Raw genomic sequence first — 24,192 nt, forward strand, 5'->3', positions numbered from 1 at the left:
GGGATGGCGCCCTTTCCGCGCGGAAGGGGAGGCGGCGCTCAGTCGGCCACGCCGCCGCTCATCGCGTCCTGGCTGAAATGGCCGCACCAGTCCCGCGACGACACCACCGGCCACAGGCCATGCGCTTCCGGGCTCGGCTGGTTCACCGGCGGGTTGTAGCGGCACAGCCCTTCCTCGGCCGTGGCCATGGCGGCGTGGTTGTCGAAGAACTTGCAGCGGGTGCAGGCGGCATGGGTGGCATCGGCGAAGGACATGTCTTGGTTTCCTCGACCAGGGAAGGGATCCGCAGGATAGTGCATGGCGGCATGAATCGTTCCAGTAACGCTGGTAGAGATTTCGCGAGTAATACTGCGATTGATTGTCAATGACTTCGACATGATAATCATTTGCAAGAACAGGCGCCGCGCGGGCCGGCCCCGCCATCCTTCCGCGCGCCAGCGCCGGGCAGCGCCGCCGGCGCTTCCACCCGGCGCCGATCCGCTTTAAGCGCCCCGCATGGCCAAAGCCCTGCCCCCTCCCGAGACCAGCAAAGCCCTGCTCGCCCGCCTGTGGCGCCACTATGTGCGGCACCACCGGGGCGGCATCCTGCTGGCGGTGCTCTGCACGGTGGCGCTGGCGGGCTTCACCGCGCTCTACCCGGTGGTCATCCAGCAGGCCTTCGACCTGTTCACGGAAGGCGACGCGCGGATCGTCTGGCTGGTGCCGCCGGTCATCATCGTCATCACGGCGCTGAAGTCGCTGGCGCAGTACGGGCAGGCGGTCTCGGTGCAGGCGGTGGTGCTGCGGGTCATCGAGGCGCTGCAGAACGACCTGTTCCGCTCCCTCACCCGCACCGACCTGGCGCTGGTGGCGCAGGACGCGCCCGCCCGCTACGCCGCCCGCTTCACCGCCGACGCCCAGGCCATCCGCGAGGCGCTGACCAAGGCGATCAACGGCCTGGCGGACGGGCTGACGGTGGTGGGCCTCGCCGCCTCGATGATCTGGCTCGACTGGCAGATGAGCCTGATCCTGGCCCTGCTCTACCCGGTGGCGGTGGTGCCGGTGCTGCGGCTCGGCAAGCGCATCCGCCGCGCCTCGGGCGGCATGCAGGAGCGGGTGGGCGAGACGGCGGCCATCCTCACCGAGAGCTTCGCCGCCGCCCGGGTGGTGCGGAGCTACGGGCTGGAGCCGCAGGAGGAGGCGCGCGCCGCCCGCGCCTTCGCCGAGCTGCGGCAGGCGCTGCTCACCATCGCCCGCACCCGCGCCAAGCTGGACCCGATCCTGGAGGCGCTGGGCGGCATCGCCGTGGCGGGCGTGCTGGCCTATGTCGGCTGGAAGGTCAGCACCGGCCGCGGCACGGTGGGCGAGTTCACCGGCTTCATCACCGCCCTGCTGCTGGCCACCCGGCCGATGCGCGCGCTCGGCTCGCTGAACGCGGCGCTGCAGGAGGGCTTCGGCGGGCTGATCCGCGTCTTCGCCGTGATGGACCGCGCCCCGCGCATCACCGAGCGCCCCGGCGCCGCGCCGCTGCCCGAGGGGGCGGGGCGGCTGGCCTTCGAGGATGTGGGCTTCCACTATGACGGGGAGGGGCGGGGGCAGCCGGCGCTGTCCGGCCTCAGCTTCGCCGCCGAGCCGGGGCAGACCGTGGCGCTGGTGGGCCCTTCCGGCGCCGGCAAGTCCACCGCCCTCACCCTGCTGCCGCGCCTCTACGACGCGACGGAAGGGCGCATCCTGTTCGACGGCGCCGACATCCGCGACGTCACCCTGGCCTCGCTGCGCGCCGCCATCGCCTATGTCGGGCAGGACGCGGTGATCTTCGACGACACGGCGCTGGCCAACATCGCCTATGGCCGCGCCGGCGCCAGCCGCGCCGAGGTGGAGCAGGCCGCCCGCGCCGCCGCCGCGCACGACTTCATCACCGCCCTGCCGCGCGGCTACGACACGGTGCTGGGACCGGGCGGCTCGCGCCTTTCGGGCGGGCAGCGGCAGCGCATCGCGCTCGCCCGCGCCCTGCTGCGCAACCCGCGCGTGCTGCTGCTGGACGAGGCGACCTCCGCGCTGGACGCCGAGAACGAGGCCGCCATCGGCCGCGCGCTGGAAGGGCTGCGGAAGGGGCGCACCACGCTGGTGGTGGCGCACCGCCTGGCCACCGTGCAGCAGGCGGACCGCATCGTGGTGATGCGGGACGGGCGCGCCGTCGAGCAGGGGCGCCATGCCGAGCTGGTGGCGCGGGACGGGCTCTATGCCCGCATGGTGCGCACCCAGGCCTTCGCGGCGGCGTGAGCCGCGCGGCTATTCCCGCCGCAGGATGCCGTCCACCAGCCGGTCCGCCCAGGCGCGGCTGCGGAAGGCGGCGCGCAGCGCGTCCTCGTCATAGTCCTCGCGCACCCAGTCCAGGAAGGGCTTCGGCCCATGCGCGCGCAGGAAGCGGGCATATTCCCTGAAGAACGCGTCCAGGATGCCGGTCTTGCTGGCCGAGACATGGCCGTGCCGCCAGGAAAGCTGGCGCATCGCCGCCTCCACCGGCTCGCCCTGCAGCAGCAGCCACAGCCCGGCGGCGAGGCCGGTGCGGTCGGCGCCGGACTTGCAGTGGATCAGGACCGGCTCCGGCAGGCGGGCGAAGATCTCCGCCAGGCGCAGCATGCGGTCCTTGTGCGGGGCGCCGCGCGATTCCAGCGGCGCGTCCACATGCTCCAGCCCCAACTCAGCCGCCATGGCGCGGCCCAGCGCGTCGGAGCCGCAGCTTTCGCGGTGGCCGCGCAGGTTGACGATGCTGCGGATGCCCGCCCCCTTCACCGCCAGCCGCATCTGGAAGGGGGAGGGGTGGTTGGAGCGGTAAAGGCGGCCGGGCGCCACCACGCCCCAGTTGCGCCAGGCCAGGCGCAGCACGGCGTGGTCGACAAGGAGGCTGTTGAACCAGGCGGCGCGCCGCCCGGCGGGGGTGGTGAGGTCCTGCGCCATGCTGCGGGGTATGGCGCCGCGCCCGCCCCGCGCCAAGGCCGGATGTTCCAGCCCCGCCCCCGGCGCATGGCGGAGCGCGGCCCCCCCGCTCAGCCCGCCCCGCCCAATCGGCCCCGCTCGGCCCGGCCCGCTCAGTCCGTCCCCGCTCAGTCCGCCCCCGCTCAGTCCGCCCGGGCGCCGGAGGACTTCACCGCCGCCTCCCACAGCGGCCGCTCCGCCTTGCCGCGCGCGATGGCCTCCTCCGGCGTGGACCAGAGCGGCGTGCCGCCCGCCTGCAGGAAGCGCTGCTTCAGCCCCTCATCGGCCGAGATCTCGCGCAGCGCGGCGTTCATCCGGTCGATGATCGGGCGCGGCGTGGCGGCCGGCGCCACGAAGGCGCCCCAGGAGGTGATGACGAAGTCCTCCATCCCCGCCTCGGCCATGGTCGGCACGTCGGGCAGCGTGGGCCAGCGCCGCGCGCCGGTCACGGCCAGCGCCCGCATCCGGCCCTCCTGGATCACCGGCACATAGGAGGCGAGGTTGTCGATGGCGAAGGTGACGTCGCCCGAGAGCATGGCCGGGATGGTCTGCGCCGCGCCGCGGAAGGGCACGTGGGTGGCGTCGAGCTTCAGCCGGTTGCGGAAGATCTCGCCCGAAAGATGCGGCGTGGTGCCGACGCCCGGCGAGCCGAAGGAGACGCCGTTGGGCTGCTTGCGCACCCAGGCGATGAAATCCTGCAGCGTGGTGGCCGGGACGTGCTGGCTGGAGACCACCACCACGTTCGGGAACTCCCAGGTGAGCGCGACGGGGATGAAGTCCCGGTCGATGTCCCAGGGCATCTTGCTGTAGAGGTACTGGTTGATCGAGAAATGCCCGATCGTGGAGGCGCCGAAGGTGTAGCCGTCGGGCGCGGCCTTGGCCACGGCGTCCATGCCGATGTTGCCGCCGGCGCCGGGCCGGTTCTCCACCACGAAGTTCTGCCCCAGCTTCTGCGACAGCCGCTCGCAGAGCAGGCGGGTCAGCAGGTCGGTGGAGCCGGCGGGCGGGTAGGGGACGATCATGCGGATCGGGCGGTCCGGCCAGGCGCCGGTGCCCGAGGCCGCGCTTCCCTGCGCGCGGGCCGGGGTCGCGAGGAAGGGGGCGGCGAGGGCGGGCGACGCCAGGGCGGCGCCCAGCAGGGCGCGGCGGGTGGTCATGGGGCGAATCCTCCGGTGTCGGTGTTCCTGGGCCGGAGGATGCCGGAAAGCGGCGCGGCCGCGCCAGTCCCCCCCCTTTCGGGAGGGGGCGGCGCCGCTCAGGGCCAGCGCACCTCGGGCGGCATGGACATCAGGATCGCCTCGGTGTTGCCGCCCGTGCGCAGCCCGAACAGCGTGCCGCGGTCGTGCAGCAGGTTGAACTCCACGTAGCGGCCGCGGCGGACGAGCTGGTGCTCGCGCTCCGCCTCCGTCCAGGGCTCGTGCATGCGGCGGCGGACGATGGCGGGGTAGGCGGCCAGGAAGGCCTCGCCCACGTCGCGGGTGAAGGCGAAGTGATCTCCCAGCTTCTCCCCCTCCGGCTCGTCCCGCCCCAGCCAGTCGTAGAAGATGCCGCCCAGGCCGCGCGGCTCGTTGCGGTGGGGGAGGAAGAAGTACTCGTCGCACCAGGCCTTGAAGCGCGGGTAGTAGGCCGCGTCGTGCCGGTCGCAGGCGGCCTGGAAGGCGGCGTGGAAGCTGGCGCCGTCCTCCAGCGACTCGGGCGCCGTCATGTTCATCGGCGTCAGGTCCCCCCCGCCGCCGAACCAGGCGCGGCTTGTGGCGATGAAGCGCGTGTTCATGTGCGCCGCCGGCACGCGGGGGGAGCGCATATGCGCCACCAGCGAGACGCCGGTGGCCAGGAAGCGCGGATCCTCCTCCGCGCCGGGGATCTGCCGGCGGAACTCCGGGCTGAACTCGCCCCAGACGGTGGAGACGTTCACCCCCACCTTCTCGAACACCCGCCCCCGCATGACGGACATCACGCCGCCGCCGCCGGGCGCGTTCCCGTTGGGGCGCTCCCAGGCGCTGCGCTGGAAGCGCCCGGCGGGCAGGGCGGCGTGCGGCCCTTCCGCCAGCGCGTCCTCGATCGCCTCGAAGCTGGCGCAGAGCCGGTCGCGCAGCGACTCGAACCAGGCGCGGGCCGGAGCGGCCAGGGGATGGGCGTCGGGGGAGGGGGAGGGCGGCGTGTCGGGCATGGCGGGAAGGAGGCTCCTGCGGCGGCCCGCGCGGGGCGCGGCGGGCGGCGGGTGGGCGGGCCGGCGGGCGGCGTGGGCGCCGGCCGCGATGGGGCTAGCGCGGCGGCCCGGCCGCCGCAACCGGGGCGGCGGGAGGGCGGGAAGGGCGCCGCATGTCGCGCGGCGGCGCCTGCGGCAATTGCCACCCTGCTATGCCTGCCTTTATATGGCGCCGGCGCACGGTGTTGCAGCGCGGCTTCGCGCGTGGCCGTCGCTGCCGCAGTTCTGCGGACAGGGATTAGCGGTCGGCCCGCCTGCCAGGATATCGGGGCGGCCGCCAAAAGGGACGATGAGGCATGGCCGATACGCTTGCGCCGAGCAGCAGCTCCCCCGGTATGGGTGGCGCCCATGGGGCTGGTGCCCATGGCCCCGAACAGGGCACCAAACGGGACTTCCTTAAACTGGCGGCGGGCTCCTTCGCGGCGATCGGCGTGGGCGCCATTGTCTGGCCGTTCATCCACTCGATGAACCCCGCCAAGGACGTGCTGGCGCTCGCCAGCACCGATGTGAACCTCGCCCCCATCGCCGAGGGGCAGGCCGTCACCGTGATGTGGCGCGGCAAGCCGGTCTTCGTGCGCCACCGCACGGCGCAGGAGGTCCAGGAGGCCGAGGCGGTGCCGCTGGGCGAGCTGCGCGACCCGCAGGCGGACAGCGACCGCGTGGAGCGCAAGCCCTGGCTGGTGGTGCTGGGCGTCTGCACCCATCTCGGCTGCGTGCCGCTGGGCCAGCGCCCGACCGATGCGCGGGGCGATTTCGGCGGCTGGTTCTGCCCCTGCCACGGCAGCCACTACGACACGTCCGGCCGAATTCGCCGCGGCCCGGCGCCGACGAACCTTGCGGTTCCGGAATACAGCTTCACCTCCGATACCCAGATCCGCATCGGCTGAGGACCGCACCCCATGGCATCCGGCCTGCACGACAGCAGCTTTAGCAACCCGGTGGTGCGCTGGATCGACCAGCGCATGCCGGTGTTCACCATGATGCAAAAGGAGTACGGGACCTTCCCGACTCCCCGGAATTTCAACTACTTCTGGAATTTCGGCGCGCTGGCGATGATCAACCTGATGGTCATGATCGCCACCGGCATCTTCCTGGCGATGAACTACACGGCGCATACCAGCCTGGCCTTCGACAGCGTCGAGCGCATCATGCGCGACGTGAACTATGGCTGGCTGATCCGCTACGTTCACATGAACGGCGCCTCGATGTTCTTCATCGTGGTCCTCGTCCACGTCTGGCGCGGCATGTATTACGGCTCCTACAAGGCGCCGCGCGAGCTGCTCTGGATGCTGGGCGTCGTCATCTTCCTGCTGATGATGGCCACCGCCTTCATGGGCTACGTGCTGCCCTGGGGCCAGATGTCCTTCTGGGGCGCCACGGTCATCACCAACCTGTTCTCCGCCATCCCGCTGGTGGGCGACAGCATCGTGACCCTGCTGTGGGGCGGCTTCTCGGTCGACAACCCGACGCTGAACCGCTTCTTCTCGCTCCACTACCTGCTGCCCTTCGTGATCGCCGGCGTGGTGTTCCTCCATGTCGCCGCGCTGCACATCACGGGCTCCAACAACCCGCTGGGCATCGAGCCCAAGGGCCCGCAGGACACGCTGCCCTTCCACCCCTACTACACCGTCAAGGACAGCGTCGGGATCATCGTCTACTTCATCGTCTTCGCCTTCCTGGTGTTCTTCAGCCCGAACTACCTGGGCCACCCGGACAACTACATCCCGGCCAACCCGCTGGTGACGCCGGCGCACATTGTGCCCGAGTGGTACTTCCTGCCCTTCTACGCCATCCTCCGCGCGGTGCCGAACAAGCTCGGCGGCGTGCTGATGATGTTCGGCTCGATCGCCATCCTGTTCGTGCTGCCCTGGCTGGACCGCTCGCCGGTGCGCTCCATGCGCTTCCGCCCGATCGCCAGGTGGCTGTTCCTGCTCTGGACGGTGAACTTCTTCGTGCTGATGTACTGCGGCGGCATGCCGGCCGAGGAGCCCTATGTCACCATCAGCCGCCTCTCCACGGCCTACTACTTCGGCTACTTCCTGGTGATCCTGCCCCTGCTGGCGAAGATCGAGCGGCCGCTGCCGCTGCCGGAAAGCATCGCCAAGGCCGTGCTGCGCGGCGGCGGACCCCTGCCCGGCGCCGCCGTGGCCAAGCCCATGGAGAAGGCGTGATGCCGGTGCGTACCCTGAAAGCGGCAGCCCTGGCTGCCGCCCTGTCCCTCGGGCTGATGGCGGCGCCGGGCGCCCAGGCGGCGGAAGGGCACATCGAGATCCCCGACACCCGCTTCGCCTTCGACGGGCTGTTCGGCACCTTCGACCGCGCCGAGCTGCAGCGCGGCTTCCAGGTCTACAAGGAGGTCTGCGCCGCCTGCCACGGCATGCGCCTGCTCTCCTACCGCAACCTGCGCGACATCGGGCTGTCCGAGGATCAGGTGGCGGCGGTCGCGGCCGGCTACCAGATCCAGGACGGGCCGAACGACGATGGCGAGATGTTCGAGCGCCCCGGCCGCGCCTCGGACCGCTTCCGCCGTCCCTTCGCCAATGACGCGGCGGCCCGCGCGGCCAACAACGGCGCGCTGCCGCCCGACCTGTCGGTGATCACCAAGGCCCGCGTCGGCGGCGCGGACTACATCCACGCGCTGCTGGTGGGCTACGAGGACCCGCCGCCGGCCGGCGTCACCGTGATGGAGGGGATGCACTACAACAAGTACTTCCCCGGCCATCAGATCGCCATGGCGCCGCCGATCAACAGCGACGGCCAGGTCCAGTACGCCGACGGCACGCGCGCCACGGTGGACCAGATGAGCCGCGACGTTTCCGCCTTCCTGACCTGGGCGGCCGAGCCGGAGCTGGAAACCCGCCGCGCCATGGGCGTGCGGATCATCCTGTTCCTGATCATCCTGGGCGGCCTGACCTATGCCGTGAAGCGGAAGATCTGGGCCGACGTCCACTAGGCCAGCGCGGCCCCGCCGCCTGCCGGACCTTCCCGAGGGCCGCCCGCCAGGCGGCCCTTTTTCCATTCAGGGAAATGCATCGCATGAGCGAGACCATCGAACCCGTCATCGGCCTGATCGGCGGCTCCGGCCTTTACGACATCGACGGGCTGGAGGAGCGCGAATGGCGCCGCGTCGAGAGCCCCTGGGGCGAGCCCTCGGACGAGCTGCTGTTCGGCCGGCTGGAGGGCGTGCGCTGCGTCTTCCTGCCCCGCCACGGGCGCGGCCACCGCGTGCCGCCCTCGGCGCTGAACTACCGCGCCAACATCGACGTGCTGAAGCGCGCGGGCGTGACCGAGATCCTGTCCCTGTCCGCCGTGGGCTCGCTGAACGGCGACCTGCCCCCCGGCACCTTCGTCATCGTCGACCAGTTCATCGACCGCACCTTCGCGCGCGCCAAGAGCTTCTTCGAGACGGGCTGCGTGGCGCATGTCTCGGTGGCGCACCCCGTCTGCCCGCGCCTCGGCGACGCGGCGGAGGAGGCGGCGCGCCGGATCGGGGTGAAGCACAAGCGCGGTGGCACCTACCTGGTGATGGAAGGCCCCCAGTTCTCCACCAAGGCGGAAAGCGAGCTGTACCGCGCCTGGGGCTGCGACGTGATCGGCATGACCAACATGCCGGAGGCCAAGCTCGCCCGCGAGGCGGAGCTCTGCTACGCCACCATCGCCATGGTCACCGACTTCGACTGCTGGCACCCGGACCATGAGCATGTCTCGGTCGAGGCCGTGGTGAAGGTGATGTACGAGAACGCCGGCCGCGCCAAGGCGCTGGTGAAGGCCGTGGTGCCGATGCTGGGCAAGCCCCGCGGCGCCTGCCCGGCGGGCTGCGACCGGGCGCTGGAATACGCCATCGTCACCCCGCCCGAGAAGCGCGACCCGTCGCTGATGGCGAGGCTGGACGCGGTGGCCGGCCGCGTGCTGCGCGGCTGAGGCCAGCGCCTTCCCCGGCCGCGCCGGAAGCCGGGAGGGGTGGCTCTCCCGGCTCTTCCCGTCAGCAGCAGACCTGTTCCAGCGCGGCGATGAGGTCGCGCGGGTCATAGGGCTTGGCCAGCACCGGCACGCTGCGGTGCCGCTCCGGCAGCCCCGCCGCGCCATAGCCGGTGGCGACGACGAAGGGGATGGCATGCGCCACCAGCCGGTCCGCCACCGGGATCGAGGCCTGGCCGGCGAGGTTGATGTCGAGCACGGCGGCCTCGGGCTGCTCCGAGTCGAACAGCGCCATCGCCTCCTCCACCGTCGCGGCCGGGCCGAGCACGAGGGCGCCGGCCTCGAGCAGCGCGTCCTCGACCAGCATCGCGATCAGGGCCTCGTCCTCGACCACGAGGATCCGGCGGCCGTTCAGTCCGCTCATGCGGTCTCCTCCTCAACCTGGGGCCCGTTCACGGGGCGGAAGCGAATCACGGCCTCAAATCCTGTCTCCGCGTAAGTCATCGTCACCGAGGAGCCGGGGCCCAGCTCGGCCGGCAGGCCCCTCTCCAGCAGGCGGCTGCCGAAGCCGCGGCGGGTGGGGGAGCGGGCCGGCGGGCCGTTCCGCTCCTGCCAGCGCAGCTGCACCATGCCATCCGGCAGCCCCTGCCATAACACCAGCACGCGGCCTTCGGCACGGGTCAGGGCACCGTGCTTGGTCGCATTGGTGGCGAGTTCGTGCAAGGCCAGGGCCAGGCCCAGGGTTTGCCGCGGCGCCAGCCACACGGCCGGGCCCCTGACGGTGAGCCGCTCCTCGCCGCTCTCGGCCGCCGCCTGCCACGGGGCGAGGGCGGCGCGCGCCGTGTCCTCCAGCGTGGCGCCGCGCCAGGTGCGGGCGGTCAGCAGGTCGTGCCCGCGCGAGAGGGTCAGCAGCCGCGCCTGGAAGTCCTTCAGGAAGCGGGGCATGGCGTCCGGGCTGTCGCCGGCGGTGCGCGCGGTCTGCAGCGCCAGGGAGTGCACCGTGGCCAGGGTGTTCTTCACCCGGTGGTTCAGCTCGCCGAGCAGCAGGATCTGCCGCGCCTCGGCGGCCTTGCCCGCCGTCACGTCGCGCGCCAGCCCGCCGCGCCGCGTCATCACCCCGCGCGCGTCCAGGATGGGGAAGCCGATGTCGCGGATCCAGCGCATGCCGCCATCGGGGCGCAGGATGCGGTATTCGGAATCGATCCGGCCGGTCAGGGCGGCGGCGTTCCGCTCCTCCCGCACCCGCGGGCGGTCGGCCTCGTGGATCGATTCGATCCAGACGTCGTGGTCCGCCAGCAGCCGCTCCTGCGGGATGCCCCAGATCTGCTCGAAGGCGGGGCTGATGAACTCCACCTGCGTGCCCTCGGCATTGGTCATCCACATCACGTCCGGGCTGGCCTCGGCGAAGCGGCGGAAGCGGCTCTCGGAGGCGGCGAGCGCCGCGGCGGAGCGCACCGCCGCCTCGCGCGAGGCGGTCTGCGCCGCCACCTGGCGGGCCAGCTCCTCGCGCGCCTCGGCCAGTTCCGAGACATCCGTCACCGCGCCGATCCAGCGCAGGATGGTGCCGTCGCTGGCGCGCACGGGCAGGGCGCGCGCCACGCACCAGCGCCAGCCGCCCTCGGCGCGCAGCAGCCGCAGCTCGGCCGAGAAGGCCTCCCCCCGGCGCAGCGCGCGCTGCCAGGCGCGCTCGGCCCGCCCCTGGTCGCGCGGATGGACGATGCGGGCGAGCGATTCCATGGCGATGCCCGGCGGCAGCCCGGTGAAGTCCTGCAGGCGGGGATTGACGTAGTCGATCCGGCCATCCGGCAGGGTGGACCAGACGATCTGCGGGATCGCCTCGGCGAGCGTCCGGAAGCGCAGCTCGCTCTCGCGCAGCGCCTCGGCCGCGCGGCGCTCCGCATCGATGTCGGACAGCGCCACCACGGCGCCGGTGACGCGGCCTCGCGCGTCGCGCACCGGGGCGGCGGCGGCGCGCAGCCAGACCATGCTGCCATCGCCGCGACGGATCTGGAACTCGCCATTGGCCGGCAGCCCGGTCAGCAGCGCCCGGCCGAGCGGGAACTCCATGCCGTCCAGCCGCCGCCCGTCCGGGTGGTAGCACTCCCAGTCCTCGCGGTAGCTCTCGACGCCGGCGGAGAGCGGGATGGGCCGCCGCAGGATCTCCTCCATGCGGCGGTTGCCGAGCAGGATGCGCCCGCCGGGCGCCTCCGCCAGCAGCATGCCCACCGAGACGTTCTCCAGCACCGCCTTCAGCCGCGCCTCGCTCTCGCGCAGCGCCACCTGAGCGGCGCGCTCGTCGCTGACGTCGCGGAAGAACAGGGAGAGCCCCTCGGCGGAGGGATAGATGTCGGCCGCGATCCAGCGGCCGAGCGCGGGGTGGAAGGCCGTGGCGCTTTGCGGCGTGCCTTCCGCCGTGGCGCGCTGGCAGGCGGCGCCGAAGGGGCCGCTTTCCCAGCCGGGGAAGCTTTCCCGCAGCGGCCGGCCGGTGCTCGGCCCGCCCGGCCCGAGCTGCGCCCGCGCGCGGCCGTTCATGTAGAGGACCGTCCCGTCGCGGTCGAGCACCAGCACGCTGTCATGCGTGCTTTCCAGCACGGTCTGCAGCCGGGTGGTGAGGGCGGCGCGCTCCGCCTCCAGCGCGTCCCGCTCGGCGGCGGCGCCGGCCAGTGCTGCGGCGGCGCTGTCGATCTCCCGCAGGCCGGTGGCCGGAAAGCCCGGCAGCGCGGCCCCGCGCCCGAAGGCGACCGCCATGCGCCCCAGCCGCTCCAGCGGGATCGCCATGCGGCGGTCCACCCAGAAGGCCAGGGCGCCGGTGAACAGCAGCAGCATCCCGCCGCCCACCAGCAGCACGGGCGAGAGCAGCCGCAGCAGCGCGCCATCGACGAGCTGGCCGGGCAGGCCCACCAGCACCATCCATGGCGCGCCATCCACGCGGTGCCAGGCGACGTAGAACGCGCGGCCATCGGGGGCGCGGTCGCGCGTCCAGCCGAGCGGCTCCCCTTCCAGCAGCGCGCGGCGCGCCGCCTCGGGCTCCGGCAGCACGATGCCGGCGGTTTCCGGCTGGCTCGGCGTGCGGGCGACCACGTTGCCGCCGATGTCGGCCACCATGCCGGACCAGTGCTGCGGCAGCCGCGACCATTCCATCTCCCCGGCCCACATCTCGGCCGGGTCGATGCTGGCCACCAGGAAGTATTCGGGCGACCCGCCACCGCCCTGCGGAACCGGCTGGGTGATGTCGATGCGCTGCGGCGCGCCCGGCCCGTCGGGCGGCTGCAGGCTGGAGATGCCGCGCCGGGGCGGCGCGGGCAGGGCCGGGGGCATGCCGGGGGCGCCGGGCGGAAAGGCGGTGTCGGCCAGCACGAGGCCGCCCGCGTCGGCCAGCCGCAGCCGGGCCTTGCGCCGCAGCGGCAGGACGAAGGCATGCGCATGGAAGGCGGCGAGGTCGCCTTCCTGCAGGCCCGGCGTGGCGCCGAGCGCGGACAGCTTCGCCTGCAGGGTGAGCAGGTCGCGCTCCAGCATGAAGGCGAGATCGCGGCTGGCGCTCTGGGCGGCGGTGATGATGCGCGTGCGCTCCGCATCCGCCATCCGCCCCGCGACATGGCCAGCCAGGCCCCAGACCGGCAGCAGCGCGGCGAGGGCGATCAGCAGCAGGTGCAGGCGAACCGTGGGGTTCCGGTCCGGAACCGGTCCGGTCATGCTGCTCCTCGCGGTGGCCGGGATCGGGTCATGGTAAGGTTTCATGCGCCGGGCACCGCCGGCGCACAAGGGCCGCCCAGGCGGGTCCGCCCCGCCTGGACCTGGCCCACCTGGACCTGGCCCACCTGGACCTGGCCCACCTGGACCTGCCCCGCCTGGGCCCGCCCCGCCTGGACCGGCTGCGTGGTCAGCGGGACCGCGCGGTCATTCGGCGCACCGGTCAGCCGGGGGGCCGCTCAGTCGGCATACTGGCCGGCGGCCTGGATCACCGGGCGCCACTTGGCGATGTCGGCTTCCCAGAACGCCTTGTGCGCGGCGGGTGTCGCGCGGTCCTGCGACACCGGCTCGGTGCCGAGGTCGGCGAAGCGCTGGACCAGCCGCTCGTCGCGCAGCGCCGCCTGCAGCGCCTTGGACAGCCGGGCCTGGATCTCGGCGGGCGTGCCCTTGGGCGCGTAGAGGCCGTGCCAGATGGTCACCTCCAGGCCGCGCAGCCCGGCCTCGGCGCTGGTCGGCACCTCGGGCAGGGAGGCGAGGCGCTGCTCGGTGGTGACGGCATAGGCCTTCACCGCCCCGGCGCGGATGTGGCTGGTGGTGTTGGTGGTCTGGTCGCACATCACGTCCACCGTGCCGGCGATCAGGTCGGTCATGGCCGGGCCCGTGCCGCGATAGGGCACGGTGGTCATCGGCGCGTCGATCGCCTTCTGCAGCAGCAGGCCACACAGGTGGCTGGCGGCGCCGATGCCGGCATTGGCGTAGTTGATCCCGGTCTTCTCCTTGCGCACCAGCGCCACCAGCTCGGCCAGGTTGGCGGCGGGCAGGTCCTTGCGGGCGATCACCGTCATCGGCACCTCGGTGACGAGGCCGATCGGCTCGAAGCCGCCCACCGGATCGTAGGGCAGGCGGCGGTAGAGGGTGGGGGTGGTGCCCATGCCGATGTGGTGCAGCAGCAGCGTGTAGCCATCGGGCCGCGCCTGGGCGACGCGGGCGGCGCCCAGCGTGCCACCCGCGCCGCCGACATTCTCGACCACCACGGACTGCCCGAGGTCGCGCGCCATCACCTCCGCCACCAGGCGGGTGACGGTGTCGGTCGGCCCGCCGGCGGCGAAGGGCACGACGATGCTGATGGTGCGGCTCGGATAGCTCGCCTGGGCCTGCGCGGCGGGGGCGGCGCCGAGCAGGGCGGCGCCGAATGTGCCGAGGCCGGCGGCGAGGGCCGGCAGCGCGGCCAGCAGATGGCGGCGGATCATGTGGATATTCTCTCCCGTCTGGGCCGCGCCGGAAGCGAAGGCGGGGCGAATCGGCCCCCGCCCGTCACCGGCCCGGCGCGCCGATCCACCCCGATTAGCGTTTCCCTTCTGTAAGGTCAGCCAAAAAACAGCGGCTTGGCCGGCCCTCAGCTGTCCATCTTGAGCGCGGCGATGAAGGCCGATTGCGGGATCTCCACCTTGCCGAACTGACGCATGCGCTTCTTGCCCTCCTTCTGCTTCTCGAGGAGCTTGCGCTTGCGGGTGATGTCGCCGCCATAGCACTTGGCGGTGACGTCCTTGGACATGGCCGAGATCGTCTCGCGGGCGATGACGCGGCCGCCGATCGCCGCCTGGATCGGGATCTTGAAGAGCTGGCGGGGGATCAGCTCCTTCAGCTTCTCGCAGATGGAGCGGCCGCGCCGCTCGGCCTGGGTGCGGTGCGCCATGAAGGAGAGCGCGTCCACCGGCTCGTTGTTCACCAGGATGGAGATCTTCACCAGGTCGCCCTCGTCATAGCCGTCCATCACGTAGTCGAAGGAGGCATAGCCGCGGGAGACCGACTTCAGCCGGTCGTAGAAGTCGAACACCACCTCGTTCAGCGGCAGGCGATAGACCGCCATGGCGCGGTTGCCGACATAGGTCAGCTCCACCTGCTGGCCGCGCCGCTCCGAGCAGAGCGTCAGGATGGCGCCCAGATGCTCGTCCGGCACCATGATGGTGGCCTTGATCCAGGGCTCCTCGATCTTGTCGATCAGCGTCGGGTCCGGCATGTCGGCCGGGTTGTGCAGGTCGATCTGCTCGCCCTTGTTGGTGGTGAGCTTGTAGACCACCGAGGGGGCGGTCGCGATCAGGTCGAGGTCGAACTCGCGCGACAGGCGCTCCTGGATGATCTCCAGGTGCAGCAGCCCGAGGAAGCCGCAGCGGAAGCCGAAGCCCAGCGCCGCCGAGCTTTCCGCCTCGAAATGGAAGGAGGCGTCGTTCAGCCGCAGCTTGCCGAGCGAATCGCGCAGCTTCTCGAAATCGTCCGCGTCCACCGGGTAGAGGCCGCACCAGACCACAGGGATGGAGGGCTTGAAGCCGGCCAGCGGCTCGGCCGCGGGGTTGCGGTCGTCGGTGATGGTGTCGCCGACATTGGTCTCGGCCACCGTCTTGATGGCGGCGTTGAGGTAGCCCATCTCGCCCGGGCCGAGGAAGTCCACCGGCGTCATCTTGGGGCGGAACACGCCGACGCTGTCCACCGTCTGGGTGGTGCCCTCCGCCATGAAGCGGATCTTCTGGCCGCGGCGGATGGTGCCGTCCTTGACCCGGATCAGGATGATGACGCCGAGATAAGGGTCGTACCAGCTGTCCACCAGCAGCGCCTTCAGCGGCGCGTCCGGGTCGCCCTCCGGCGCCGGCAGGCGGTGCACGATGGCCTCCAGAACGCCCTCGATGTTCAGCCCGGACTTGGCCGAGATCTCCACCGCGTCCGAGGCGTCGAGGCCGATCACGTCCTCGATCTGCTGCTTCACCCGCTCCGGCTCGGCGGCGGGGAGGTCGATCTTGTTGAGGACGGGGACGATCTCGTGGTTGGCGTCGATCGCCTGGTACACATTGGCGAGCGTCTGCGCCTCGACGCCCTGCGAGGCGTCGACCACCAGCAGCGAGCCCTCGCAGGCGGCCAGGCTGCGGCTCACCTCATAGGCGAAGTCCACATGGCCCGGCGTGTCCATCAGGTTCAGGACGTAGTCGTTGCCGTCCTTGGCCTTGTAGTCGAGCCGGACGGAGGCGGCCTTGATGGTGATGCCGCGCTCCTGCTCCAGCTCCATGCTGTCGAGCATCTGCTCCTTCATCTCCCGCTGGGAGATGGCGCCGGTGGCCTGGATCAGCCGGTCGGCCAGGGTGGATTTCCCGTGGTCGATATGGGCGATGATCGAGAAGTTGCGGATGCGCGACAGGGGGGTGTTGGTCATGGGCTTCCGGCGGCGATCGGGGCGGAGGGTTACCCGCCGTGGTTCGGCCCCTGCCAATAGGGCAAGCGGCGCCGGAATCAAAGCGGCAGGGGCATCCGCTGGGCGTTCCGCCGCCAGGAGCCGCGCGGCCCGGCGGGCGCCGCGGGGGCCGCCGACGCGCTCCGCGCCGCCTGCCACGGGGGCCGGCGGCGCGGAAGGAGGCGGGGAGGGACGGGCGCCGGAGGGGGGGAGCGGGCTCCCCCCGCCTGCGGCCTGCCGGCCCTACTCGGCGGCGGCGAGCAGGCTGGAGGTGCCGCGGCGGGCCAGCTCCTCGTAGAGCGCCACATAGTCCTGCGCCATGCGGCGGGCGGTGTAGCGCTGCTCGAACCGGGCGCGCACCGCGGCGCGGGGCAGGGTCTTCAGCCGGCCCACGGCGGCGATCGCCTCGGCCATGCTGTCCACCGCGAAGCCGGTCACGCCCTCGTCGATCACCTCCGGCACCGAGCCGTGGCGGAAGGCGATCACCGGCGTGCCGCAGGCCATCGCCTCGATCATCACCAGGCCGAAGGGCTCGGGCCAGTCGATCGGCGTCAGCAGCCCGATGGCGCCCGACAGGAAGTCGGGCTTCTGCGTCTCGTCGATCTCGCCGATGAACTCGATCAGCGGGTGCGCCAGCATCGGCTTGATCTTGGTTTCGAAGTAGTCGACGTCCACCCGGTCCACCTTGGCCGCGATCTTCAGCGGCGTGTTGGTGGCGATGGCGATCTCGATGGCGCGGTCGCAGCGCTTCTCGGGCGCGATGCGGCCAAGGAAGGCGAGGTAGGAGGGCGCGACGCCGGGGCGCGGCGCCAGCAGCCGCTCGGGCAGGCCGTGATAGATGGTGCGGGCGAAGTTCGCCTGCGGCAGCGGCAGGCGCTGGTTGTCTGAGATGGAGACCACCGGCACCTCGTTGAAGGTGTCGAACACCGGCTGCAGCTCCGGCAGGTCCAGCCGGCCATGCAGCGTGGTCACGAAGGGCACGCTCTGCCGCGAGAACAGCGGAAAGGGCAGGTAGTCCAGGTGGAAGTGCAGCAGGTCGAACTCGTGCCGGCGGCGGTAGACCTGCTCCAGCATCAGCGTCAGCGGCGCGTTGGGGTCGCGCACCGAGGGGTCGAGGCGCAGCGCCTTGCGGCAGCCCGGCGCCAGCCTGGCCTTGGTGACCGAGTCGCCGCTGGCGAACAGGGTCACCTCATGGCCCATCTCGACCAGCTCCTCGGTCAGGTAGGACACGATGCGCTCGGTGCCGCCATACAGCTTCGGCGGAACGGCCTCCGTCAGGGGAGCGATCTGCGCGATACGCATTGGGTTCCGATCTCCGTTGTCTCTGAGCCTCTTCTGGCACCCGAATGCGGTCTAGATTCGGCAACCTTCGCCACGATTTCGTCTTGTTGCTGGCGTTCCCTCCGCATGAACGCAGATGCGCCGTGTCCTCACGGTCATGTGCTCCGGAAGTGAGAGGCCACCGCCCATGACCCGTGCCGACGACAGCGACCTGTTGCGCCTCGCCCGGCGCCCCGTCGGGTTCCTGCTGCGCCACCTGCGGCCGCAGGCCGGCAGCCACGCGGCCGTCCTGGTGGCGGTGCTGGGCGCGGTCGGCTGCTCGGTGGGGGCGAACTACGCGGTCAAGAACCTGATCGACACGCTCTCGGGCGGTCCCTCCCAGGCCTCGGCCGCGGCGGTGTGGATGGCCTTCGCCATCCTCGCCGGCATCATCACGGCCGACAACATGCTCTGGCGCGTCGGCGGCTGGATCGCGGCGGACCGCTTCCCGCGCGCCACCGCCTCGATGCGGGCCGAGCTGTTCCGCCACCTGGCCGGCCATTCGCCGGGCTACTTCGCCAACCGCTCGGCCGGCACGCTGGCGGCGCGCATCAGCGCCACCGGCACGGCGGCCTTCACCGTGCTGCAGAACTTCACCTGGCACACCGTGCCGCCGGCGGTGGCCGTCACCCTGTCCATCGGCTTCCTCGCCAGCGTCGACCCGCTCATGGCGGGCTGCCTCGTGGTGGTGGCGGCGGCGCTGGCCATCGGCGTCGCCTGGCTCGGCCGCCGCGGCGAGGCGCTGCACGACCGCTTCGCCGGCCGCGCCGCCATGGTGGATGGCCAGCTCGTGGACGTGGTGCAGAACTTCTCGCTGGTCCGGGCCTTCGGCGCCTTCGGCCGCGAATCGACCCGCCTCGACACGGCGCTGGCCGAGGAAAGCGCGGCGCGCCGCGCCAGCCTGCGCTACCTGGAGAAGCTGCGCCTGGTGCACGGCGCCGCGACCGCCCTGCTGACCGCCCTGCTGCTCGGCTGGGTGGTGCATCTGTGGCAGCAGGGCCGCGCCACCACGGGCGACATCGTGCTGGTCTGCACGCTCGGCTTCACCATCCTGCACGCCAGCCGCGACCTCGCCATGGCGCTGGTCGACCTCACCCAGTATGTGGCCCGCATGCGCGAGGCGCTGGCCGCCCTGCTGGTGCCGCACGACATGCCGGACGCCGAGAACGCCCATGGCCTGGCCGCGCGCGGCGGCGAGGTGGTGTTCCGGAACGTCACCTTCAGCTACCCCTCCGCCCCCGAGGGCAGCGCGCCGGTGCTGCGCGGGCTGGAGCTGGCGATCCAGCCGGGCCAGAAGGTGGGCGTGGTCGGCCGCTCGGGCGCCGGCAAGTCCACCCTGCTCACCCTGCTGCAGCGCCACGCCGCGCCGCAGGCCGGCGCCGTGCTGATCGACGGCCAGGACATCGCGGGCGCGACGCGCGAGAGCCTGGCGGACATGATCGCGGTGGTGCCGCAGGACGTCTCGCTGTTCCACCGCACGGTGCTGGAGAACATCCGCTACGCCCGCCCCGACGCGACCGACGAGGAGGTGCTGCGCGCCGCCGAGGCCGCCCGCTGCCGCGACTTCATCGAGGCGCTGCCGGAGGGCTTCAACACGGTCGTGGGCGACCGCGGCGCCAAGCTCTCGGGCGGCCAGCGCCAGCGCCTCGCCATCGCCCGCGCCCTGCTGAAGGACGCGCCGATCCTGCTGCTGGACGAGGCGACCTCCGCCCTCGACTCCGAGTCGGAGGCCGAGGTGCAGGTGGCGCTGGACGGGCTGATGCAGGGCCGGACCGTGATCGCGGTGGCGCACCGCCTGGCCACGCTGACGAACTTCGACCGCATCATCGTCATGGAGAACGGCCAGGTGGTGCAGGATGGCGCGCCCGACCTGCTGATGCGCCGCCCCGGCCCCTACCAGGAGATGGTGCGCCGCCAGTCCGAGGCCCTGCAGGTCGCCGCCTGAGCGCCGCCCCCGCCAAGGGGGCGGCCCCACCTTTCTCCCTCAGCCCCACCTTCCACCCTCAGCCCCGCCTTCCACCCTCAGCCCTGCCTTCCACCCTCAGCCCTGCCGGCCCGTCCGGTGCCCGCCGGCCGCGAGGCCCGCCGGCACCCCGGGCCGGACGGCCTTCCCGCCATCGGTGTGTTCCTCCGTGGCCTGCCCGTCCATCGCCCGGCAGCGGCATTGCGGCCGCGGCGCGCAGCGGCACTCGCAGATCTCCCCATTGCCACAGCTCTGGCGCCGGCTCTCGCCGTTGCAGCTGACGCTGCAGCTCGAACGCGCCATGCCGCCGGCCTGGCAGAGCTGCCACTCCTCATCCCCCGCCGCGGGGGCGGCCCCGGCAAGGCTCCCGAGCAGCAGGGCCAGCGTGGCGATCGTCGCGGCGATTCGTGGCATGGGCGGGGCTCCTTCGCCGCATCACGCGGCTGTGCCATGCAGCGGGCAAAAGGTAAGAAAATGTCATTTGGAAGGGACGGCCCGCTGATATAGATACGATATGAAAATGAAACACCCGAGGAGGTCAGGATGACCAGTCACAGCCTCGCCAGTTTCGCGGAAGGGAACGCGAGCGGGGCGGCCGACCAGTCGGCCAGCGTCGAGGCGAGCGCCTCGGCGAGCGGGGATGGCGGCAGCTTCGCCTTTTCCTCCGCCACGGTTTCGATCGAGGGCGGGTCGGACAGGGGTGACTTCTACCAGCATGCCGAGGCGGAGGCTTCCGCTGGCGGCGCCGGGGAGGGGATGCCGCCGGACGTCCCCGGCTACACGCCGCCGCTGGAGGAGGAGCCGGGCTTTGGCTGGCACCTGCCGGGGCTGGATCTCGGGTTCCTTTGAACGGAAGACGATCCCTTTCTTGTGATCCCGGAAAGGAAATCTGGACTTCCCAACCAACCCGCCTCGAAATACCGTTTCAGTATAAAAATATAAATGCCCCGAAGCGAAAGGGCGGCACGCCACGAGCGGAAGGGACGGTCCTCCAGAATGGAGGGCGAAGGAGGGAAGCGATGAGGAGTCGTGATGTCACGGCCAGCAGCGGCGCCGCCACTGCGTCATCCTGCGCCGGGCAAGGGGTGGCGAGCGCCACCGCCCAGGCAAGCGCGATGGCCCTTGGCGGCGGCGGCTGGAGCGTGCTGGTGCTGCGCGGTGCGGCGAGCGCCGCGCCCGGCGCTGGAAGCGCGGCCGGGCTGAGCGCCTTCGCGACGACGATCTCCGGCACATAAGGGAGTGAGCGATGCGCGGCCCGCCCGCGCCCTCGGCTCCATACCGGTCTTCCGCGCCAGGCCCAGGGCCAGGGCGCGGCAAGAGGTTGGCGGCTGGCCACCAGGCGCTGTCACGATTGACGGCCAGCCGCCTACGCCGGGGCGAAAGCCCCATCCCAGCTTCGCTCAAGCGAAGCGCGAACTAGGACAGAGGAAACATAACATGCGTAAGATCCTCCTGGCTACCATTGCGGCGGTCGCTCTCTCGAGCCCGGTTCTGGCGAGGGGCCCCTCGGGCAGCTCTGCCGTGGCCAGCTCGGGCGGCTCCTCCACCTCCACCATCGAAAGCAACAAGTTCGGCTTCGCGGCCGGCGCCACCGGCGCCTTCACCAGCACCGGCTCCTTCGCGGGCCGTGGCGGCGCCGGCACCTCGACCACCACGGCGAGCGGCGCGATCGGCAAGACCTCCAACGGCTTCATCGGCTCCACCACCAATGGTGGCGGGTTCGCCAAGGCCAATTCCTACGGCGGCTGGGGCGGCCGCTGATCCAAGCCTGGAGGACGCAGGAGACATGACCATGAACAGCATGATCCGGCGCTTCTGCGTCTTCCTCGGGGTGGGGGCGGCCATGGCCGCCCTCGCTTCCCTTCCCGCCGCGGCCCAGGAGGTGCAGCGGCAGGAATTCTACCAGCGCAACGACGTCTACAACTATGGCCTGCCGCGCAACCACCACCAGGCCCCTTCCATCGGCCTCGGCAGCATCTACGGGCTGAACCCCTGCGCCACCGGCGTCTCCGTGGGCGCCACCATGCCGCTCTTCGGCGTCGCGGGTGCCTTCAGCACGATCGACGAGGAATGCCAGATCCGCAACAACGTGGCGCTCACCGTTTCCGCCCTGAAGGACGAGGCGCTGGCGCGCGAGATCATGTGCGGCGTCGAATCCTTCCGCGTCGCGGCCGCCCGCATCGGCCGCCCCTGCATCAGGGATGGCGGCGTGCCCATCGCGCTGACCCCCGGCTCCAATCCCGAAACGGCCACCGCCTCGCAGCTCATCCCCTCGCCCAGCGCCGGCCTGCCCCCCAACGCGCTGCCGCCGGTGCCGCCGGCCCAGCCCGCTCCCCCCGTCAATGGCAATCCCGCGCCCGGCGGCTTCCGCGGCGCCAGCCTGGCGGCGCCCCGCCCCGCCTTCTGCGAGGTGCCCGGGCTGAACGTCGCCAGCTATCCGGAATGCGGCGGTGCCCCCGCCGCGGCGCCGGCGGCGCGGCAGCAGACGGAGGAGATGCCGCGCCGTGCCGCGCGGCTCCGCACCGTCGCGGTGGAGACCCGCCCGGCGGAAGCCCGGCCCACCCCCGCCCAGGCCGACCGCTCGCCGCCCCCCGCGCGCCCTTCGGCCGTGCTCGGCCGCGCCAATGGCAACCCCGCCGGCTGCGACAGCACCCCCTCCGCCATCCGCGCCCTGTTCGCGGAATGCGTCGCGGCGGAGCAGCGGCAATTCGCGCCGGAGGCCGATCACGCCGCCCTGCCGGCCTCGCCCGGCGCCGCCGGACCGGCCGCGCGGTGAGCGGAATGGCTGGCGGGATCGGCCGGCGCGGCCTGGCCGCGCTGGCGGCCCTTTGCGCCGGCGCGGGCCTGCTGGCCCGCGGGGCGCAGGCCCAGGGTAGCGGGACGCAGGGCACGGGCCGGGCCACCATCACCCAGACGGTGCGCCGCAGCCCGGTCGATCTCGCCAATAACGGCGTGCTCGGCCTGATCGCCGGCGGCGTCGATGGCACCTATATCCGCGTCGCCTCCGACCTCGCCGCCGAACTGGACGATGGCGACCGGCTCCGCGTGCTGCCGATCCTGGGCAAGGGCTCGCTGCAGAACATCTCCGACCTGATGTATCTGCGCGGCGTGGACATGGCGATCGTGCAGTCCGACGTGCTGGCCTTCGCCCTGCGCCAGCGCCTCCACCCGAACATCGCGCAGCGCATCCACTACATCGCCAAGCTGTATGACGAGGAGATCCATCTCCTCGCCGGTCCCGGCATCGACCGGCTCGACCAGCTGCGCGGCCGGGTCGTCAATGTCGACGTGCGCGGCAGCGGCACGGCCATGACGGCCTCGGTGCTGCTGGGCATGCTCGATGTCGGCGCCGAGCTGGCGCACGCGCCGCAGGACGTGGCACTGGACCAGCTCCGGCGCGGCGAGATCGCGGCCATGATCTATGTCGCCGGCAAGCCGGCGCGGCTGTTCTCGGGCATCGAGGCGGGCTCGGGGCTGCGCTTCCTGCCGCTGCCCGCCACCTCCGAGATGCTGAGCACCTATCAGCGCGCCGTCCTGTCCCCGGAGGATTATCCGCGCCTGATCGAGGCGGGGGAGACGGTGGAGACGGTGGAGACGCTCTCCCTCGGCGCGGTGCTGGCGGTCTATGCCTGGCCGCAGGGCAGCGAGCGGCATGTGCGGCTGGCCCGCTTCACCCGCAGCCTGCTGGCCAATGCCGATGCGCTGCGGCGCCCGCCGCGCCACCCGAAATGGCGCGAGTTCGACATGGAGGCGACCCTGCCCGGCTGGACCCGCTTCACCCTGCCGTCCCGCTGACCTTTCCGCGCGCCTTTGCCGCGCGGCCGTCCTGCCGAACCGTCCCGCCGGGCCGGGGCCAGAGCCCCGGTCCGGCGGCGCGCTTCCTGGTCAGGCAAAGAAGAAGTGGTCGTAGCCGCCGCCCTGCAGGATGACGCTGGTTTCGGCCGAGGCGATGGCCATCGAGTCCGTCAGGGCCGTGGCGTCGGCCTGGCGGCTTTCCGCCACCGCGAAGGCGTTGGCCGTGGCATCGGCGTCGTTGCTGGTGGTCACCGTGCCGCTGCCTGGCGCGTAGACCAGGATCTTCGCCTCCGCATCCGCCACCGCCACGGCCACCGCCTTGGCGTCGCCGCGCTGCGCGAGCACATCGGCTTCCGCCCTGGCCGATGCGTCCGAATCGGCGGAGGCGTGGATGCGGCCGTCATTGTTGTTGGCGTAGATGAAGGTGTAGGCGTCCGCCTCCGCCTCCGCCTTGGCGGCCCCGACGATGTTGCTGGCGTTCGGCGCCGAGCCCTTCGCCTTTGCCGCCGCATCGGCGACGGAGCGCGCGAAGGCGTTCAGCCCCCCGTCATTGTCGGGTGCGAAGATGAAGACGTCGTCGCCGCGCGCGATGACGTTGCCCTTGTTGCCCGGCGCATAGACGAAGACATCGTCGCGCGCGCTGACATTGATGGTGCGCGCATTGCCGGGCGCGTAGACGAAGACGTCGTCGCCGATGCTGACGATGATCTCCTTGGTGCCCAGCGCGCGGCCGGTCTCGAAGCCGCTGACGTCGCCGCCGTTCTGCGAGCCCAGCGAGGTGGACAGCAGATCCCGGAAGAAGCCCAGCACCTGCTTGTTGGTGCCGCTCACATAGTAGCTGTCCTTGTCGACATTGAAGCCCTCGACGGGGTCCGCGTCGAACCGGAACACCGGGATGGTGATGTCGGAGGCGTGCTTCTTTCGCAGCTCGGCATCGATGTCGAGGGTGATGCCATCTTCGAAGAACCGCATCCGGGATGCGGCGCCGGCATCCGCCACGGCGGCGGATGAGGACTGTTCTCTCGCCATATCTTAAAAACCTCCCCTGTGATCGGAATCCGCGATGCGGGACAGGACTCCGGAGGAAGGCAGGATTTGTGGATTATATTGTCAGGTCGA

At 71.8% G+C, this 24,192-nt stretch carries 22 protein-coding genes; 11 read left to right on the forward strand and 11 right to left on the reverse strand.

The features are described from left to right. Window positions 1-38: 38 nt before the first annotated feature. Window positions 39-254 carry a hypothetical protein gene (locus tag CR162_RS13215; RefSeq protein ID WP_099095996.1) on the reverse strand — a complete coding sequence of 72 codons (216 nt, stop codon included), beginning with the start codon at window positions 252-254 and terminating at the stop codon, window positions 39-41. A 241-nt stretch (window positions 255-495) separates the two neighbouring features. Between CR162_RS13215 and CR162_RS13220 the strand changes: the two genes are divergently transcribed. Then, complete coding sequence (locus tag CR162_RS13220; RefSeq protein WP_099095997.1) at window positions 496-2,262, forward strand: ABC transporter ATP-binding protein; 1,767 nt, start codon at window positions 496-498, stop codon at window positions 2,260-2,262. Window positions 2,263-2,271: 9 nt separating this feature from the next. Here the strand turns inward: CR162_RS13220 and CR162_RS13225 are convergent, their stop codons facing one another. From CR162_RS13225 to hemF, 3 genes are all read right to left on the reverse strand, one after another. After that, complete coding sequence (locus CR162_RS13225) at window positions 2,272-2,940, reverse strand: tyrosine-protein phosphatase (protein ID WP_099096060.1); 669 nt, start codon at window positions 2,938-2,940, stop codon at window positions 2,272-2,274. A 161-nt stretch (window positions 2,941-3,101) separates the two neighbouring features. Beyond that, entirely contained in the window at window positions 3,102-4,115 is a 1,014-nt protein-coding gene (locus CR162_RS13230) for a Bug family tripartite tricarboxylate transporter substrate binding protein (protein ID WP_099095998.1), read from the reverse strand. A 98-nt stretch (window positions 4,116-4,213) separates the two neighbouring features. Beyond that, entirely contained in the window at window positions 4,214-5,128 is a 915-nt protein-coding gene (gene hemF, locus CR162_RS13235; RefSeq protein ID WP_099095999.1) for an oxygen-dependent coproporphyrinogen oxidase, read from the reverse strand. A 335-nt stretch (window positions 5,129-5,463) separates the two neighbouring features. Here hemF and petA point away from each other — a divergent pair, with 335 nt between their 5' ends. The 4 genes from petA to CR162_RS13255 all read left to right on the forward strand — a co-directional run bounded on the left by petA (window position 5,464) and on the right by CR162_RS13255 (window position 9,088). Beyond that, the gene (petA, locus tag CR162_RS13240) at window positions 5,464-6,054 is read left to right on the forward strand and encodes a ubiquinol-cytochrome c reductase iron-sulfur subunit (protein ID WP_099096000.1); all 591 of its coding nucleotides are present in this window, start codon (window positions 5,464-5,466) and stop codon (window positions 6,052-6,054) included. Window positions 6,055-6,066: 12 nt separating this feature from the next. Continuing rightward, entirely contained in the window at window positions 6,067-7,338 is a 1,272-nt protein-coding gene (locus tag CR162_RS13245; RefSeq protein ID WP_099096001.1) for a cytochrome b, read from the forward strand. Further along, a complete protein-coding gene (locus CR162_RS13250; RefSeq protein ID WP_099096002.1) occupies window positions 7,338-8,120 on the forward strand; it encodes a cytochrome c1 in 783 nt (260 codons plus the stop codon). Before CR162_RS13245 ends, CR162_RS13250 begins: the two co-directional genes overlap by 1 nt. 83 nt (window positions 8,121-8,203) lie before the next feature. Continuing rightward, window positions 8,204-9,088, forward strand: a complete 885-nt coding sequence (locus CR162_RS13255; protein ID WP_099096003.1) for an S-methyl-5'-thioadenosine phosphorylase — start codon at window positions 8,204-8,206, stop codon at window positions 9,086-9,088. Window positions 9,089-9,149: 61 nt separating this feature from the next. Here CR162_RS13255 and CR162_RS13260 read toward each other — a convergent pair whose 3' ends face one another. The 5 genes from CR162_RS13260 to CR162_RS13280 form a co-directional block, all read right to left on the reverse strand. Continuing rightward, complete coding sequence (locus tag CR162_RS13260) at window positions 9,150-9,509, reverse strand: response regulator (protein WP_099096004.1); 360 nt, start codon at window positions 9,507-9,509, stop codon at window positions 9,150-9,152. Further along, on the reverse strand, window positions 9,506-12,778 hold the full coding sequence (locus CR162_RS13265) for a PAS domain S-box protein (RefSeq protein WP_141563152.1): 3,273 nt from the start codon (window positions 12,776-12,778) through the stop codon (window positions 9,506-9,508). The genes CR162_RS13260 and CR162_RS13265 overlap by 4 nt, the downstream gene beginning before the upstream one ends. 236 nt (window positions 12,779-13,014) lie before the next feature. Further along, window positions 13,015-14,025 (reverse strand): tripartite tricarboxylate transporter substrate-binding protein, encoded by a 1,011-nt coding sequence (locus tag CR162_RS13270; protein WP_099096006.1) that lies wholly within the window; start codon window positions 14,023-14,025, stop codon window positions 13,015-13,017. A gap of 146 nt (window positions 14,026-14,171) precedes the next feature. Next, on the reverse strand, window positions 14,172-15,977 hold the full coding sequence (gene lepA / locus CR162_RS13275; RefSeq protein WP_099096007.1) for a translation elongation factor 4: 1,806 nt from the start codon (window positions 15,975-15,977) through the stop codon (window positions 14,172-14,174). Between the two features lie 261 nt (window positions 15,978-16,238). Then, window positions 16,239-17,297: a glycosyltransferase family 4 protein gene (locus tag CR162_RS13280; RefSeq protein ID WP_099096008.1), complete on the reverse strand. Its 1,059-nt coding sequence runs from the start codon at window positions 17,295-17,297 to the stop codon at window positions 16,239-16,241. 166 nt (window positions 17,298-17,463) lie between these two features. Between CR162_RS13280 and CR162_RS13285 the strand changes: the two genes are divergently transcribed. Then, on the forward strand, window positions 17,464-19,260 hold the full coding sequence (locus tag CR162_RS13285; RefSeq protein WP_099096009.1) for an ABC transporter ATP-binding protein: 1,797 nt from the start codon (window positions 17,464-17,466) through the stop codon (window positions 19,258-19,260). A 96-nt stretch (window positions 19,261-19,356) separates the two neighbouring features. Here the strand turns inward: CR162_RS13285 and CR162_RS13290 are convergent, their stop codons facing one another. Continuing rightward, on the reverse strand, window positions 19,357-19,692 hold the full coding sequence (locus CR162_RS13290) for a hypothetical protein (protein WP_099096010.1): 336 nt from the start codon (window positions 19,690-19,692) through the stop codon (window positions 19,357-19,359). A gap of 129 nt (window positions 19,693-19,821) precedes the next feature. On the opposite strand from CR162_RS13290, the gene CR162_RS13295 reads away from it, so the two are divergent. The 5 genes from CR162_RS13295 (at window position 19,822) to CR162_RS22415 (ending at window position 23,073) form a co-directional block, all read left to right on the forward strand. Beyond that, the gene (locus CR162_RS13295) at window positions 19,822-20,127 is read left to right on the forward strand and encodes a hypothetical protein (protein ID WP_099096011.1); all 306 of its coding nucleotides are present in this window, start codon (window positions 19,822-19,824) and stop codon (window positions 20,125-20,127) included. A gap of 170 nt (window positions 20,128-20,297) precedes the next feature. Beyond that, on the forward strand, window positions 20,298-20,513 hold the full coding sequence (locus CR162_RS22055) for a hypothetical protein (protein ID WP_141563153.1): 216 nt from the start codon (window positions 20,298-20,300) through the stop codon (window positions 20,511-20,513). A 202-nt stretch (window positions 20,514-20,715) separates the two neighbouring features. Further along, window positions 20,716-21,039 (forward strand): hypothetical protein, encoded by a 324-nt coding sequence (locus CR162_RS13300; protein ID WP_141563154.1) that lies wholly within the window; start codon window positions 20,716-20,718, stop codon window positions 21,037-21,039. 31 nt (window positions 21,040-21,070) lie between these two features. Further along, entirely contained in the window at window positions 21,071-22,054 is a 984-nt protein-coding gene (locus CR162_RS22410) for a hypothetical protein (protein WP_176559839.1), read from the forward strand. A gap of 5 nt (window positions 22,055-22,059) precedes the next feature. Further along, window positions 22,060-23,073, forward strand: coding sequence for a TAXI family TRAP transporter solute-binding subunit (locus tag CR162_RS22415; protein WP_176559840.1), 1,014 nt, complete (start codon window positions 22,060-22,062; stop codon window positions 23,071-23,073). 90 nt (window positions 23,074-23,163) lie between these two features. Here CR162_RS22415 and CR162_RS13310 read toward each other — a convergent pair whose 3' ends face one another. Continuing rightward, window positions 23,164-24,045 carry a hypothetical protein gene (locus CR162_RS13310; RefSeq protein ID WP_099096013.1) on the reverse strand — a complete coding sequence of 294 codons (882 nt, stop codon included), beginning with the start codon at window positions 24,043-24,045 and terminating at the stop codon, window positions 23,164-23,166. Between the last annotated feature and the right edge of the window lie 147 nt (window positions 24,046-24,192).

This window comes from Teichococcus rhizosphaerae, assembly GCF_002631185.1.
Taxonomy (GTDB): Bacteria; Pseudomonadota; Alphaproteobacteria; order Acetobacterales; family Acetobacteraceae; genus Pseudoroseomonas; species Pseudoroseomonas rhizosphaerae.

Excerpts from the sequence above, each read along its gene's own strand:
- CR162_RS22055 (WP_141563153.1), top strand. The coding sequence starts at position 20,298 with ATGAGGAGTCGTGATGTCACGGCCAGCAGCGGCGCCGCCACTGCGTCA.
- CR162_RS13230 (WP_099095998.1), bottom strand. The coding sequence starts at position 4,115 with ATGACCACCCGCCGCGCCCTGCTGGGCGCCGCCCTGGCGTCGCCCGCC.
- CR162_RS13265 (WP_141563152.1), bottom strand. The coding sequence starts at position 12,778 with ATGACCGGACCGGTTCCGGACCGGAACCCCACGGTTCGCCTGCACCTG.
- CR162_RS13310 (WP_099096013.1), bottom strand. The coding sequence starts at position 24,045 with ATGCGGTTCTTCGAAGATGGCATCACCCTCGACATCGATGCCGAGCTG.
- CR162_RS13300 (WP_141563154.1), top strand. The coding sequence starts at position 20,716 with ATGCGTAAGATCCTCCTGGCTACCATTGCGGCGGTCGCTCTCTCGAGC.
- CR162_RS13270 (WP_099096006.1), bottom strand. The coding sequence starts at position 14,025 with ATGATCCGCCGCCATCTGCTGGCCGCGCTGCCGGCCCTCGCCGCCGGC.
- CR162_RS13290 (WP_099096010.1), bottom strand. The coding sequence starts at position 19,692 with ATGCCACGAATCGCCGCGACGATCGCCACGCTGGCCCTGCTGCTCGGG.
- CR162_RS13250 (WP_099096002.1), top strand. The coding sequence starts at position 7,338 with ATGCCGGTGCGTACCCTGAAAGCGGCAGCCCTGGCTGCCGCCCTGTCC.
- CR162_RS13215 (WP_099095996.1), bottom strand. The coding sequence starts at position 254 with ATGTCCTTCGCCGATGCCACCCATGCCGCCTGCACCCGCTGCAAGTTC.
- CR162_RS13285 (WP_099096009.1), top strand. The coding sequence starts at position 17,464 with ATGACCCGTGCCGACGACAGCGACCTGTTGCGCCTCGCCCGGCGCCCC.
- lepA (WP_099096007.1), bottom strand. The coding sequence starts at position 15,977 with ATGACCAACACCCCCCTGTCGCGCATCCGCAACTTCTCGATCATCGCC.
- CR162_RS13255 (WP_099096003.1), top strand. The coding sequence starts at position 8,204 with ATGAGCGAGACCATCGAACCCGTCATCGGCCTGATCGGCGGCTCCGGC.
- CR162_RS13260 (WP_099096004.1), bottom strand. The coding sequence starts at position 9,509 with ATGAGCGGACTGAACGGCCGCCGGATCCTCGTGGTCGAGGACGAGGCC.
- CR162_RS22410 (WP_176559839.1), top strand. The coding sequence starts at position 21,071 with ATGAACAGCATGATCCGGCGCTTCTGCGTCTTCCTCGGGGTGGGGGCG.
- CR162_RS13295 (WP_099096011.1), top strand. The coding sequence starts at position 19,822 with ATGACCAGTCACAGCCTCGCCAGTTTCGCGGAAGGGAACGCGAGCGGG.
- CR162_RS13220 (WP_099095997.1), top strand. The coding sequence starts at position 496 with ATGGCCAAAGCCCTGCCCCCTCCCGAGACCAGCAAAGCCCTGCTCGCC.
- CR162_RS13280 (WP_099096008.1), bottom strand. The coding sequence starts at position 17,297 with ATGCGTATCGCGCAGATCGCTCCCCTGACGGAGGCCGTTCCGCCGAAG.
- CR162_RS13225 (WP_099096060.1), bottom strand. The coding sequence starts at position 2,940 with ATGGCGCAGGACCTCACCACCCCCGCCGGGCGGCGCGCCGCCTGGTTC.
- CR162_RS22415 (WP_176559840.1), top strand. The coding sequence starts at position 22,060 with ATGGCTGGCGGGATCGGCCGGCGCGGCCTGGCCGCGCTGGCGGCCCTT.
- CR162_RS13245 (WP_099096001.1), top strand. The coding sequence starts at position 6,067 with ATGGCATCCGGCCTGCACGACAGCAGCTTTAGCAACCCGGTGGTGCGC.
- petA (WP_099096000.1), top strand. The coding sequence starts at position 5,464 with ATGGCCGATACGCTTGCGCCGAGCAGCAGCTCCCCCGGTATGGGTGGC.
- hemF (WP_099095999.1), bottom strand. The coding sequence starts at position 5,128 with ATGCCCGACACGCCGCCCTCCCCCTCCCCCGACGCCCATCCCCTGGCC.